This is a genomic window from Nocardia brasiliensis (assembly GCF_042691675.1).
GTDB lineage: Bacteria > Actinomycetota > Actinomycetes > Mycobacteriales > Mycobacteriaceae > Nocardia > Nocardia brasiliensis_D.
The window spans coordinates 8,441,659-8,454,763 of record NZ_CP170507.1 but is presented as its reverse complement, the minus strand read 5'-3'; the positions used below and the strand labels follow the sequence as shown (position 1 = coordinate 8,454,763).

At 67.6% G+C, this 13,105-nt stretch carries 12 protein-coding genes; 5 read left to right on the top strand and 7 right to left on the bottom strand.

What is annotated here, in order from left to right; translation table 11 throughout:
- Positions 1 to 95 precede the first annotated feature (95 nt).
- Together ACFK0J_RS38980 and ACFK0J_RS38975 are read left to right on the top strand one after the other, a co-directional pair.
- On the top strand, positions 96 to 743 hold the full coding sequence (locus tag ACFK0J_RS38980) for a DUF1707 domain-containing protein (RefSeq protein ID WP_378743324.1): 648 nt from the start codon (positions 96 to 98) through the stop codon (positions 741 to 743).
- Between the two features lie 132 nt (positions 744 to 875).
- Entirely contained in the window at positions 876 to 1,250 is a 375-nt protein-coding gene (locus tag ACFK0J_RS38975) for a MerR family transcriptional regulator (protein WP_378734788.1), read from the top strand.
- A 13-nt stretch (positions 1,251 to 1,263) separates the two neighbouring features.
- On the opposite strand, the gene ACFK0J_RS38970 is transcribed toward ACFK0J_RS38975, so the two are convergent.
- Positions 1,264 to 2,454, bottom strand: coding sequence for a helix-turn-helix domain-containing protein (locus ACFK0J_RS38970; protein ID WP_378734786.1), 1,191 nt, complete (start codon positions 2,452 to 2,454; stop codon positions 1,264 to 1,266).
- Between the two features lie 184 nt (positions 2,455 to 2,638).
- Between ACFK0J_RS38970 and ACFK0J_RS38965 the strand changes: the two genes are divergently transcribed.
- Positions 2,639 to 3,097: a hypothetical protein gene (locus tag ACFK0J_RS38965; RefSeq protein WP_378734784.1), complete on the top strand. Its 459-nt coding sequence runs from the start codon at positions 2,639 to 2,641 to the stop codon at positions 3,095 to 3,097.
- A gap of 21 nt (positions 3,098 to 3,118) precedes the next feature.
- Here ACFK0J_RS38965 and ACFK0J_RS38960 read toward each other — a convergent pair whose 3' ends face one another.
- On the bottom strand, positions 3,119 to 3,538 hold the full coding sequence (locus tag ACFK0J_RS38960) for a PIN domain nuclease (RefSeq protein WP_378734782.1): 420 nt from the start codon (positions 3,536 to 3,538) through the stop codon (positions 3,119 to 3,121).
- On the bottom strand, positions 3,528 to 3,722 hold the full coding sequence (locus tag ACFK0J_RS38955) for a type II toxin-antitoxin system VapB family antitoxin (RefSeq protein WP_378734780.1): 195 nt from the start codon (positions 3,720 to 3,722) through the stop codon (positions 3,528 to 3,530). Before ACFK0J_RS38955 ends, ACFK0J_RS38960 begins: the two co-directional genes overlap by 11 nt.
- A gap of 912 nt (positions 3,723 to 4,634) precedes the next feature.
- Here ACFK0J_RS38955 and ACFK0J_RS38950 point away from each other — a divergent pair.
- Complete coding sequence (locus ACFK0J_RS38950; protein WP_378734779.1) at positions 4,635 to 6,236, top strand: DUF2339 domain-containing protein; 1,602 nt, start codon at positions 4,635 to 4,637, stop codon at positions 6,234 to 6,236.
- Here ACFK0J_RS38950 and ACFK0J_RS38945 read toward each other — a convergent pair.
- Genes ACFK0J_RS38945 through ACFK0J_RS38930 form a run of 4 tightly spaced genes read right to left on the bottom strand, consistent with a single transcriptional unit; the run spans position 6,202 to position 12,123 of the window.
- Positions 6,202 to 9,186, bottom strand: coding sequence for an MMPL family transporter (locus tag ACFK0J_RS38945; RefSeq protein ID WP_378734778.1), 2,985 nt, complete (start codon positions 9,184 to 9,186; stop codon positions 6,202 to 6,204). The two genes, ACFK0J_RS38950 and ACFK0J_RS38945, sit on opposite strands and share 35 nt — an antisense overlap.
- Entirely contained in the window at positions 9,187 to 9,915 is a 729-nt protein-coding gene (locus tag ACFK0J_RS38940; RefSeq protein ID WP_378734775.1) for an NYN domain-containing protein, read from the bottom strand.
- Positions 9,915 to 10,724: a tRNA (guanosine(46)-N7)-methyltransferase TrmB gene (trmB, locus tag ACFK0J_RS38935; RefSeq protein WP_378734773.1), complete on the bottom strand. Its 810-nt coding sequence runs from the start codon at positions 10,722 to 10,724 to the stop codon at positions 9,915 to 9,917. Before trmB ends, ACFK0J_RS38940 begins: the two co-directional genes overlap by 1 nt.
- Before the next feature lie 58 nt (positions 10,725 to 10,782).
- The gene (locus ACFK0J_RS38930; protein ID WP_378734771.1) at positions 10,783 to 12,123 is read right to left on the bottom strand and encodes a lipase family protein; all 1,341 of its coding nucleotides are present in this window, start codon (positions 12,121 to 12,123) and stop codon (positions 10,783 to 10,785) included.
- A 152-nt stretch (positions 12,124 to 12,275) separates the two neighbouring features.
- Here ACFK0J_RS38930 and ACFK0J_RS38925 point away from each other — a divergent pair, with 152 nt between their 5' ends.
- On the top strand, positions 12,276 to 13,058 hold the full coding sequence (locus ACFK0J_RS38925) for an SDR family oxidoreductase (RefSeq protein WP_378734769.1): 783 nt from the start codon (positions 12,276 to 12,278) through the stop codon (positions 13,056 to 13,058).
- Positions 13,059 to 13,105: the final 47 nt, after the last annotated feature.

Below are 13,105 nucleotides of genomic sequence, written 5' to 3'. Positions count from 1 at the left end.
GGGATTGCCCTGATACACGACGGCCGTCGGATCGGTAATCTCGAACCATGGGCGGACCCGAATCGGTATCCAACAGCGTCGGCTCCGGCGACGCGATCGGCGACCGGGATCTACGCGTGTCCGACGTCGAGCGTGAGCACGTCGGTCAGCTGCTGCAGCGGGCCGTCGGGCTCGGCATGCTCTCGCTCGGCGAGTTCACCGAGCGGATGGACACGGCGCTGGCCGCGAAGACCCGCGGCGAGCTGAATGCCGTGCTGATCGACCTGCCCGGGGTCCGGCTGGCCGGTCAGCCCGCCGCGCCGCCATCGACCTTCGTGAATACCGCGCCGTCGTTCGTGAAGCACCGGCCGGTGCCGCCACCCGCCGGTGGGCATCCGGGAGCGGTGATCCGCGCGCGCCTGTCCGGGGTGAGCAGGCGCGGGCCCTGGCATGTCGCGCCGTCGCTGCGGCTGAACAACTGGCTCTCCGGTGTCACCCTGGACTTCACCGAGGCGATCATGTCGACCCAGGTGGTCGAGGTGAACCTGGACGACTACTTCAGCTCGCTCACGCTGATCGTCCCCGCGGAGGCGACCGTCGACCTCAACGACGTCGACCTGATCGGCTCCAGCGTGAACAACAAGGTCCGTACCGGCCCGCCGATCGGCCCCTTGCACCTGGTGGTCCGCGGCCGCCTCCGCTTCGGTTCGATCACCGCCAAGCACCCGTTCATCGCCCACTGGCGCCGCCTCATGGGGCACTGACGCGAATCCCCCGCAATCACTTGGCAGTTCGGTCAGCTGCTGGCACCGATGCGGCGAATGAGAGTCATCCGGGTAGGGTAGAACCTCACATCGATGTGAGATTCGAGTCGTGTGGCGAATGTGAGGTGGCGGATGCGGATCGGGGAACTCGCCCAGCGCACCGGGGTCAGCGAACGGTCGTTGCGCTACTACGAGGAGCAACGGCTGCTGGTGTCCGATCGCACGCCGGGCGGGCATCGTGACTATCCCGAGCGGGCGGTGGATCGGGTCATCCACATCCAGGAACTGTTCGCGGCCGGACTGAACAGCAAGACCATCGCGCAGCTGCTGCCGTGCATGCGTGATGTGGATGGCGGGCCGAACGAAGCCGCCACGCCGGAGCTGGTCGCCCAGTTGGCGGTCGAACGCGAGCGGATCGACCGCACCATCGACGAACTCATTCGCTCCCGCGAAGTCCTGGACGACGTGATCGACCGGGCCGCAGCACGTTTCGCGGAGACAAGTTAGACCTCGCGGCCCGTCAGGTATTGACACCGATACGACGGGCGAAGGCGCGCAACGGAACTCGCCGGTCGTGGTCGAGCAGCTCGGACACGATGTGCCGCGGCAAGGACTGGTATTTGAGCCAGTCCGGTCCGCCGACCCGTTCGGCGGTGAGCAGGGTGTCGAGTGCGCGCTGGTGCTGGCCGGTGCGGGTCAAGGCGACGGCGGTGTCGGCGAGGTGGCGGGCTCTCGAGGCTTGCGGGAGACCGCCGTTCGCGGGCATGGCCTTCGCGGCCGCCAACGCCTCCGGATACCGCTCGGCGGACACATTGACATCGACCGTCTGCATGACGACTTGGGCGGGGCCGAAATAGGTTTCGTAGTCCCGGCGGTCGCCGCCGATCCGCAACGCGACCTCGTTCGCCGCCTCGACCAGCGACAACGCCTCCGGCACCTGCTGCGCCCGGCCCGCGGCGGTCGCGCCCTGCAATACCAGCGATCCATACGCCGACAGATGTGCCTGCGTGACCTCCCCGGTCGGCTCCAAACTCGCCGCCGCACGCAGCGCCACGCCACGCGATTCGTCGTAACGACCCTGCACCAGCAACTGCCAGGCGACCGAGCCGCGGATGGTGCCGAGCAACAGCGGGTCGTTGCCGTTCTCCGCCGCCGCGAGTGCGTGCCGGATCGCCAGGAATGCCGGATCGGTCTGACCCAGGTGCACCAATGTGCAGCCGGTGACCCAATACATCCGCGCCAGCAGCTCATTCGCGAGCGCGACCGAGCCGTTCCGGGCGGCGTGGACGGTGGCCCGCAACTGGGTGAGCCCGGACGGCAGGATCGAGGTGAGCAGCTCGTAGCGGCCGACCCAGTAGGCGCCCCACGCGTAATCGACGGCGCGGCGAGCGTCGTCGAGGCTGATCGCCGCCTCCTCGTTCGTCTCGCCGAGCAGATCGTCCACCGGTGTGAGCGCGCGGCGAATGGCGACGATGCCCGAATCGGGATCGCTGGACGGCACGCCCGCACGTTTGCCGATGAGGTCGGCGATGTCCACGTCCAGTGCGCGTGCCAGCTTCTGCAGGCTGGCGATCGAGGCGGTCTGCCGGCCGCCCTGCTCGAGTTTGCGCACCAGGTCGACGCTGACACCCGCCGTATCCGCGAGTTGACGCTGGGTGAGCGCCTTGCCGCGGAACATTCGGATGCGAACGCCGATCGACGAATCGTCCATGTACCCAATTCCTTTTGTTACAGCTGGGTTTCAGGGTACGACGCTAAGTCATTGCGATCGAGCAAAGTGGGACATTACGTACGACTCGTTCGCCGCTGGATGGAATACCGTTGCCTTTCTGCAACTTTGATAGCAAAGGGCGATCCACGATCCGATTCATCGCTGTCGCCGAAGGGTAAGAACCATGTTCGAGCGCTGTCAATCTCCCCTGGAAATCGCGCATCTGCTGCGCCATCTGTACGGGCTGCCGGTCCAGCTCGTAGCAGGCCGCCCCATGGTCACCACCGGCTCCATCCTCGGTGCCATCGTCATGCCGCCCGAACTGGGCCGCGAAGTCCTCGCCGCACTGGACCACACACCCCCCGCACCCGTGATCGCCGATCCCGGGGACCGCAGCTGGACCTTCCTGGTCGCGCCACCCAGCCCCGCCCGCCCCGTCGAGGTCCCGGTCCGCCGCGGCCTCGCCGCCCACCAGGTCGTCGTAGTCCCCGGCGGCCGCAACATCATGCTCCCCACCACCGACTCCGCCCTCGGCTGGCACTGGGCCGCCGAACCCACCCCCGGCGCCCTCCGCATGCCCCCACGCACCGCCGTAATAGACGCCGTCCACCAGGTAACCACCCTACAAACCACCACCCCCTGAGCTCCCGCGTCACGTGAGTGGTCAGTCGGCAAGACCGGCCTGCACCACCCACTGACTCGGTTGACCGGTGACTGCGGCGACGATGTCATAGTCGCCGTCGTAATGCAGAATTGTGCACTCGTGGCGTTCCGCGGTGGCCGCAATCACCAGGTCGGGCATGGACAGCGCGCGATGTCGACCCGCTCGGATCAACTCGATTTGGATTTCGTTGACTCGGTCCCACACCTCGTCTGGTGTCGGGAGCCAGTCGAAGCCGCGCAGCATTTGCCGCACCAACTCGAGTTCGGCGGATTTGCGCACGCTGTAGAGGATCTCGTATTCGACAGCGCCACAGATGGCCAGCGTGCCGCGAGCCGACAACTCGTCGAGGATCGGCGCTATGGCCGGTTTGCCCCACCGGGCCAGGGCGGACTTGTCGACGAGGTATCGCTCAGTGCCCACTGGGTGTTTGCGACTCGTCGAGGAGGCCGCCGGCTTTCACCCAGGAGGCGAACTGCTCCCGCTGGCGGCGGCGCACGACATCGGCCAGCGCCGCGTTGACGGTCGCGACCTTCTTCGACGTGCCGAGGATTTCCGCAGCCTGGGCCAGCAGGTCATCATCGATATCGAGCACGGTGCGGGTCATCGGCACCTCCGAATTTGATATCGTTTTCCACCCCATTGTATATCGTCCCCCTCTTCCTCCAAGTGGACAGCCATTCGGCGTGGCCGTCTGTGGATGTATTCGGTGCCGTCGTAGGTCTGGATCGGCTCGTCGGCCGACCGTCGGGTTGGTCGGACGCCGGGCCACGTGGGCGGGAGCGGCCGAACTCGGGTAGATATCTGATGTCTACCGGGGGTAACTACTCATGTTCGGGGGTGGGGTGGGGGTGAGCATGGGGGGATGACCACATCTATCGATCCGGGGCTGATTTCGCGCATTTCGGGGGAGTTTTCCGCGTTGGGGGCGCAGATGGGTGTGCTCGGGCGGGATTTGGAGTTGTTGCGGGCTCAGGTTGTGGGGGGTTCGGTTGGGGCGCAGGGGGTTTCGGTGGAGGAGGGGGTGCAGACGGCGGCGGAGTCGAGCGAAGGTGGTCGGGTTCCTCAGCCGCCGGGGGCAGGTGCTCCGGTGCAGACGTGGCCTGCGGGGCCTGCCCAGCCCGGCATAGTTTCGCCAGATTCGGTGGCGCCTCCCGCTCCTGTCTACGTGGCAAGGTTCGCACCGCCTCCGGCGCAGCCGGTCTCCGGCTGGGCCGCACCGGGTGCATTTACGCCGCAGGGGGACGCTGTGCAGCCGAGTGCGCCTACGCCCCACGGCGCAGCGGCGCGCGCCCCCGCGGTGCAAGGTGCCCCCGCGCCACAAGATGCGCCCGCGATGCAAGGCGGACCTGCGCCACAAGGCGCACCACCACAAGGCGCACACATGCCGCAGAGTGCACGTACACCGATGCCGTCGCGCGGGATGTCGCCGCCGGTTCCTCCGCCGGGAACGCGCCCGCCGCGTCCGGCGAAAGGTGGTCCGCCGGTCCCACACACGCCGTGGTGGCAGCGAGACGGCGTGATCAGCCGGCTGCTCGCGGTGGCGGGTGTGGCCGTCACGTTGATCGGCGTGGTGATGCTGCTGGTGCTGGCCGCGCAGGCTGGCTTCTTCGGGCCGGTGCCGAGAGTTGTCGCGGGTGCGCTCTTCTCGGCCGGACTGGTGGCGGCCGGGATGCGGGTGTTCGGGCGCACCGGCGGCCGAGTCGGTGGGATCGCGTTGGCGGCCACCGGTATTGCGGGTGCCTACCTCGATGTTGTTGCGGTGACCACGATTTACCACTGGCTGTTGCCCGCGATCGGTTTCGCGGTCGCGCTGGGTGTCGCCGCCATCGGTGTCGCACTGGCGATGCGGTGGCAATCGCAGCCGTTCGCGGTGCTGGTCGTGGTCGGCGCGGCCGCGTTGTCGCCGGTACTGACCACTGAGCTAGCGCTGCTGGCATTCCTCATCGTCTTGCAGTTGGCCTGTCTGCCGGTGCAATTGGTGCGGGACTGGCCGTACCTGCATGTGGTGCGGACGTTGCCCGCGGTGCTCGCCTCGTTCTCGTTCGTCGCGGGCGCGATCCTGGGCGGATCTTCGGTGGGTGAGCGCCCGCTGCTGCTCATCGCCGCCGCGGCGGTCGCGGTGGTGGGGTTGGCCGGGACCGTATCGGTGGTCCGGCGCAGGTCCACCGACGTGACTGCCTCGCTGATGCTCGCGCTGGCGACGGTGCCGATGCTCGCCGCACCGGGGATGTATTCGACCGACCGACCGATCGCGGCACTGATCGCGGGCACCTTCGCGGCCGTGCTGCTCGCCGTGGCGGGGACCGTATTGGTGCCGAAAGTTGCCGCGGTCACCAAGATCCCGGGCCACACCGCCGTGGTCGCCGCCGTCGCCGGATCCATCGCTCTGCTCGAAGTCTGTGTCTCGGTAACCGATCCGCGGACCTTGCCGACCGCGTGGTTCTTGGTGGCCCTCGCCTTCCTCGGCGTGGCCGGGCAGCGACGGTCCGGCGTCAGCGCGGGCATCGGCGCGGCCTTCGCGGTACTGGGCGCCTTCGCCTTCTTAGCCGTCGCTGGCCCGGAAGTCCTTGCCTCCCAGCAGCGTTCGGAGGCGAACCTGGGCGTGGCGACGCTGCTCGGCGCGGTGCTCGCCCTCGCGGTCGTCGCCGTTGCGGTCTGGTGCGCGCGCCAACTGCCCGGCCTGCGGAACACCGCCGAGTTGCAGTGGATCGCCGCGAGCATCGCGGGCCTGTATTCGGTCACCGCCGCAACGGTTTCGATCGGCGTCGCGACCGGTGCGGGCGACGGCTTCCGTACCGGCCACAGCGCCGCGACCATCCTGTGGATGACGGCCGCCACCGCCGCGCTGTTCTACGGACTGCGCAATCTCGGCAAGGCCGCCGCGGTAGCCAAACTCGCCCTCGGCTCCGGATTGCTGGTCACCGCGGCAGCTTTGGCCAAGCTGTTCCTGTTCGACCTGGCCACCCTGGACGGCCTGGTGCGCGTCGCCGCCTTCCTCGCCGTCGGCGTGCTACTCCTCGTGGTGGGCACCAGGTACGCCCGCGCCTTCGCCGAGGTGGCCGCGAACTCCGGCGATGCCGGCGCTACTCCCGTTCGCGGCGACGGAGGAGTTCGTTGACGCTGACGGTGCGGCCGTCACCGCCGTGGTGGCGGCCCTCTTCGGGCTTCCCGGTGCGGCGGGAGGAACGAAGTCCGGCCATCCAGTCTTCGATGCTGTTGCGGTTCGGATCGCCCGCGTCGGTGGCGTCGGACTCCGCCGGAGCCGGGTCCGGCGCGGCGTGGTGGGCGGGCCGGTCCGGCGCGGCGGCGCTGTCCTGCGAGGTCGGCCGAGGCGGGACGAACTCGGAGTAGGTCGGCGCGGACGGAATCGGGTCTACCGAAGGCGTCGGCTGCGTCGGCTCGAACTTCGCCTCGGGACGTCGGGAGGGGTCGAAGGACACTGCGGGCGGCTCGAAAGCGGCAGGAGACTCGAATGCCGAGAACGAAGATCCCGAGGATGTTTCGGGCCTGCCGCTGCCGGACGAAGCTGGCGGAGCGGGCCGCGGACCGGTGGGGTCGTGCGGTATCGCCGGGAACGGCACCGGCCGCTGCGCATGCGGATCCGACCCGGTGGTCGGCGGCGCAGCCGGTCGCGGCATGTTCGGGTCCGACAGGAAGCCCGGGGCCGGTGTCGGCCGCTGGCGAGTCGGATCGAGCGGGGCGGGCGCCGGTGTCGGGGGTGGCTTGGCAGCGGCGGGCGGAATCTTGTCCAGACGCCGGGTGGGTGCCTCGGCTTCGATCTCCTCCACCGTGCGCGGGCGGCGCGGCTTGCGGGGGCGATTGCCCTCGTTGATGGCGGGGATCTGCATGGTGACCGGGTCGGTGATGGGGGTGGTCTTGACCAGGTCGACGACCTCGCCGCCGCCGGGGCGTTCGTCGTCGAGGATGGGCTCGCCGAGACCGATCTTCTGCTGGATCTTCTTCATCCAGGCGGGCGCCCACCAGCAGTCGTCGCCGAGCAGCTTCATCGTCGCGGGTACCAGCAGCATGCGCAGAATGGTGGCGTCGATGAACAGCGCGGCGATCATGCCGTACGCGAGGTACTGCATCATCACCAGATCGGAGAACGCGAACGCGCCGGTGACCACGAGCAGGATGAGCGCGGCGGCGGTGATGATGCGCCCGGTCTGCGCGGTGCCGATGCGGACCGCCTCGGTGGTCGAGGCGCCCTGGGTGCGCGCTTCCACCATCCGTGATAGCAGGAACACCTCGTAGTCGGTCGAGAGACCGTAGATCACCGCGATGATCAGCACCAGCACCGGCGACATGATCGGCTGCGGCGTGAAGTTCAGCAGACCGGCACCGTGCCCGTCGACGAAGATCCAGGTCAAAATGCCGAGCGTGGAACCCAAGCCGAGCGCACTCATCAACGCGGCCTTGATCGGCAACACCAGCGAGCCGAAGGTCAGGAACATCAGCAGCGTGGTGACGAACAGCACCAGCGCGATCATCAACGGCATCCGGTTCAGCAACGCGTCGATGCTGTCCTTCTGGATGACCGGCTGACCACCGACGTACATGGTCACGTCGTCGGGCACGTCGATCGAGCGCAGATATTCGATGGTCGGGTCGGCGTCCTCCGAGTCGGCGAGGGTCGCGCTGGTGCGATACACATTCGGATCGGTATTGGAGCGCGACGGCACCTCGAAAGTGCCTGCTAGACCGGGCGCCTGCTTGGCCTCGGCCCACGCCTTGCCGACATCGGCGCTGTTCGCCGAGACGAACACCAACTGGATCGGATCGGATTTTCGCAACGGGAAGATCGAGTCGAACTTCGCCTGCGCGAGCCGGGTCGAGTTGTCCGGCGGCAGGTACCGCTCGTTGATGCCGCCGAACGCTAGATTCTTGACCGGAATGATCAACAGCAGCAGCAGGATGCAGATCGGGATCGCGATCTTGAGCGGATGCTGCATCACCCAGCGGGTGGATTTGCCCCAGAAGCCGTTCTCGACTTCCTCGGCCGTCTTGGTCTTGCGGAATCGCTTGAGCCCGAACTTGTCCACCCGCGGCCCGAGCACACCCAACATGGCGGGCAGGATGGTGATCGACGTCAGCGCCGCCAGCGAGACCGTGGCGATCGATCCGTAGGCGATCGACTTCAGGAAGCCCTGCGGGAACAGCAGCATGCCGCCGAGACTGGCGATGATCATGGTCGCGGAGAACACGACGGTGCGGCCCGCGGTCATCACCGTCCGGCGCACCGCGGCGGGCGTGCTGTACCCCTCGGCGAGTTCCTCCCGGAATCGGCTCACGATGAACAGGCCGTAATCGATGGCGAGCCCGAGACCGATCATCGACACGACCGGCGCGACGAACGAGTTCACTTCGGTGAACTCGGTGAGGAACAGGACGATGCCGTTGGCGCCGATCACCGTGAGGCCACCCACGATCAGCGGCAGCCCGGCGGCGATCAGGCCGCCGAAGATGAAGAACAGCAGCACCGCGACGGCGGGGATGGCCAGGATCTCCATCCGGTGCTGGTCCTCGGCCATGGTGTCGTTGAGCGTGCCCGCCACCGCCTGCAGGCCCGCGACCTGCACATCCACCCCCGGAATCGTGAAGACGTCCTTCACTTTCCGGAAGTTGTTCAACATCTCGGTGTCGTTGTCGCCCTTGATGGCGATCGACGCGAAGGTGTATTTCTTGTCCTTCGAACCGAAGGTCAGTGGCGACGCGGGCCCGGTCTCGGTCTGCCAGTAGGCACCGTTGATCTTGGTGATCTCCGGGTGTTCGCGCGGCAGACTGTTCAGGCTGTCGAGGACCTTCTTCTTGAACTCGGGATCGTCGATCGTCTTGCCCTCGGGCGCGGTGTACAGCACGATCACGTCGCTGGTGTGGTCGCGCCCGAAGGCGGCGTCGGCGATCCGCGCACCCTGCGAGGATTCCGAGTTCGGATCATCCCACCCGCTGGAGCTGAGATTGTCTCCCAAACCGAGGCCGTAGCCGCCCAGCGCCAATAGCGCGGCCGCGACGATGCCGATGACGCCGAAGCGCAGCTTGTAGACCAGATCGCCCCAGCGTGTGAACACTTAAGCGACTCCTTGCGCTGGGCGAGAGGTGAGCAGCGCCGACAGCGGCCGGAACGGCTGCAGCCAGGCGCCCTCGTCGGGCAGCGAGTCGAGGCTGACCCTGGGCAGTGGTTCACGGAACACGCCCGGGATGTCCTCGAGATCGATGAACTCGAGGGTATCGGATGTGACGGCCCAACTCGCATGCTCGCGGAAGCCGAGTATCTGAACAGGTATTCCGGCGGCGGCGAGTTCTTCGAGTGGTTCACGGAACGCCTGGCCGTCGGCCGAGGCGACCATGATGCCGGCTAGGCCGGCCCCGCGGCTGCGCATTTCGATGTGCGCGAGCATGTCGGCGTCGACGTCGGAGTCCTCGTCGATCTTGGGTTTGGCGAAGACCGCGTAACCGACATTGCGCAGTGCCTCGACCCACGGTCGCACCACGTCCGCCGTGCCCGGCGCGATATTGGTGAAGACGGTGGCTTCCGGCTCGACCCGGTGCACGCTGCCGACCGAGAGCTCGGCGGTGCGGGCCAGCAGCCAGCGGCCGAGCGCGTCGAACCGGGGGCGGTAGGCCGCCGTCGGCCGCCCACCGAGGATGGCGCCGAGACCCATGTCGAGATTCGGGGCGTCCCACACCAGCAGAACCCGGCGCACGTCCGGCGGTACGCCACCCAGAACTTCTGCTCCGGTTCCTGGCACCTCCCCGGCAACATCGACCACTTCGTGGGCCATTTCACTGACGCTCATTATTCGATCTTCCCCCATATGAGCTCTGTGATGGCGCTACCGGCACGATGTGCCTTGCCTTCGAATTTCGTGACCGGCCTTTCGAAGCCGATCGGCGCAGTGTCCCGATTCTCCGCGCTGACCCCGCCCGTGGTCTCGTTCAAACCTCTGAGCAGCGGCTCTTCCGCGCCGACGGTGGCAATGTGTTCCGCGTAATCCGCGTGGTCGGTCGCGACATGCAACACACCGCCCGGTTTCAGGCGATCGGCGATCAAGGCGAATGTCGCGGGTTGCAGCAGCCGCCTTTTGTGATGACGAGCCTTCGGCCACGGATCAGGAAAGAAAACTCGGACGCCGGTTAGCGATTCCGCAGCAATCATGTTTTCCAGCACGTCGACGGCGTCGCCGCGCAGCAGCCGGATGTTGTCGATCTGTTCGCGTTCGATGCGCTGCACCAGTTGGGCGAGGCCGGGTTTGTATACCTCGATGCCGATCAGATTCAGGTGCGGTTCGGCCTGCGCCATCGCCGCGGTGGCGGTGCCGGTGCCGCAGCCGATTTCGACGACGAGCGGCGCCTCGCGGCCGAACCAGGCGGCGGCGTCCAGCGGTTCGTCGGCGACCTCGCGGCCGATCGTCGGCCACATCCTGGCCCACGATTGCTGCTGGGTCGCGGTCAGTGCGCCCCGGCGCGACCGGAAACTGGTCACCCGTGGATACAAGCGGGAGCCGGTGCTGTTGCGGGGCCCGCGCTCAGCCGGGGCCGAACCTGTGGACGGCGGGCCCGGAACTGACTCGGCAGTATGGTTCGCGGCGTCGTTCACGGCGTCCATTGTCCAGCATCGGCGCAGTGGCGCGGCAATCGACTGTGGCTTGCGGTCCAGCGGGAGGTCAGGCGGCGCGTGCGCGGGTGATCCTGGCCACCGGCTCGCTCTCCTGCCGCAGCGGACGGCCGAGCGCGACCTTGGCCGCGGTCACCATCATCTCGTACAGCCCGCGCGCTCCGGTCAGCGACGCGGCGACCGACCACACCGTGCTGTCGCCCTCGTCGCTCACCGATTGCCCGGCCAGCCGGTCCGCGAGCCAGTCGAGGCTCATCGGGGTGGACAGCGGCAGCAGGGAGAAGTGCTCGCTGAGCCGATCGCGGACATAGGTGACCATGGCGCCGCCGCGCCGGTAGCGGTCGACCTGGCCGTCGATGCCGTCCAGGTGGATCACCTGGTCGTGCACCGGCTGCACCACGAGCAGCGGGCAGGTCGGCGTCGAATTGCCCAGGCGCAGATCGTCGAACATGGCCTGGAACTCCGGTGTCGCGAGCACTTCGGCGAGCGGGCGGGTCAGGTAGTCGTCCATGCGCTTGTTGGCGAGGCCGAAGATGGCGCCGAACGGCGTGGAGGTTTCGGCGCGGGCGACGAAACGCCTGCCGTCGAGGGTGAGTTCGTTCTGCATCATCGCGCCGAGCACGGGATACAGCCTGCGCAGGGCCGCGATCACGATGGCGGGCAAGCCCGCGTAATGGGAGCCGTTCAATCGGGCGAACACCTGGCCGGGGTCACCGACCGGTGCGCCGAGGACCGCGCCGACGATGTCGAGTTCCGGTGCGTAGGTGGGCGCCATCTCGACCATCCAGGCGCTGGCCATGCCACCGCCGGAGTAGCCCCAGACTGCGATCGGGGTGGCGGGGCCGAGGCCGAGCGGCGCGAACCGCTGTGCCGCGCGGACGCCGTCGAGCGCGCGATAGCCGGGTTCGCGTGGCGCGCCGAAGTTTCCGCGTGGGCCCTCGTGATCGGCGATGGAGACCGCCCAACCACGGCGCAGCGCGTTCGCGACGAGCAGCCACTCGAACTGGGTGACCGAACCGAGCGCGCGGGCGCCGTAGCGCAATGCGTAAGAGGGGGAACATTTCTCGGTGACCGCGTCCATCGCGGTCTGAAAGGCCAGCAGCGGCCGGTCTTCTCGCGGCTCCGCGTCGAGGGGCAGCAGGACCGTGGTGATCGCCGCTTCCGGTGTGCCGTGCATATCGCAGCTGCGGTAGAGCAGTTGCCAAGCCGAGACCTGCTGAGGCACAACGCCGAACAAGGCGAGTTCGATCTTGCGGCTGCGCAGGATGGTGCCGGGCGGCTGCGCCGCGAATCCCTTCGGCGGCCGATGGAACGGATCGCTACTCGGCAGCAGTGGCTTTCGTTCTAGAACAGGCTCCGATTCGCCAACGCCGATGACATCAGCTGTCATCGCGACCTCCTCATCGATGAGGTCGGTTGTCGCGTTCGAAAAGCGAAGCTACGCACCAACTATGGCGCCGACCACTGCCAAGCAGGGTAAATGACCGGCCGCGGGTCTGGGAAGCCCGGAGCGCGAGGTACTGCCGCACTAGACTGCCCGGTATGGGCAGACCGACAGTGTTCATCACCGGTGCGGCGGCCGGAATAGGCCGGGCGACGGCCCTGCTTTTCGCTGCGCAGGGGTACCGCGTCGGTGCCTACGACATCGATGAAGTCGGGCTGACCAGGCTCGCGGCCGACATCACCGGCGCCGGTGGCAGCGTGCACACCGGAGTGCTCGATGTGATGAACGCCACTCAGTGGGCCGAGCGCCTCGCCGAATTCCACGCCGACGCCGGTCGACTGGACATCCTGATCAACAACGCGGGCATTCTGCGCGCGGGCCAGTTCGAAATCCTCGATCTGGCCACGCATCAGGCGATCATCGACGTCAACCTCGGCGGCGTGCTCACCGGTACGCATGCCGCGTTCGGGTACCTGCGGGACACACCCGGCGCAACGGTGGTGAACCTGTGCTCGGCCTCGGCGATCTATGGTCAGCCGGAACTCGCCAGCTACGGGGCGAGCAAGGCCGCGGTCAAAAGCCTCACGGAGGCACTGGATCTCGAATGGGAGCGGCACGACATCCGGGTAATCGCGATCTGGCCGCTTTTCGTGCACACCGCGATGGTGGACGGGGTGGAAACCGGCACGACCAAGTCGCTCGGCGTGCGGCTCACCGCCGATGACGTCGCGGCGGGCATCTGGGAAGCCACCCGCAAGCGCGGTCGGCTGCCCCGGGTGCACTACGAGATCGGTACGCAGGCGAAGGTGCTCGCTACCGCCGCCAAGTACGCGCCGAACTGGGCCGTGCGCACCGTGAACAAATACTTCAGCGGCAGCTGAGCGGTCGTCGCTTCCAACGCCTGCGACTTCTGCAAGAATTGCGCACC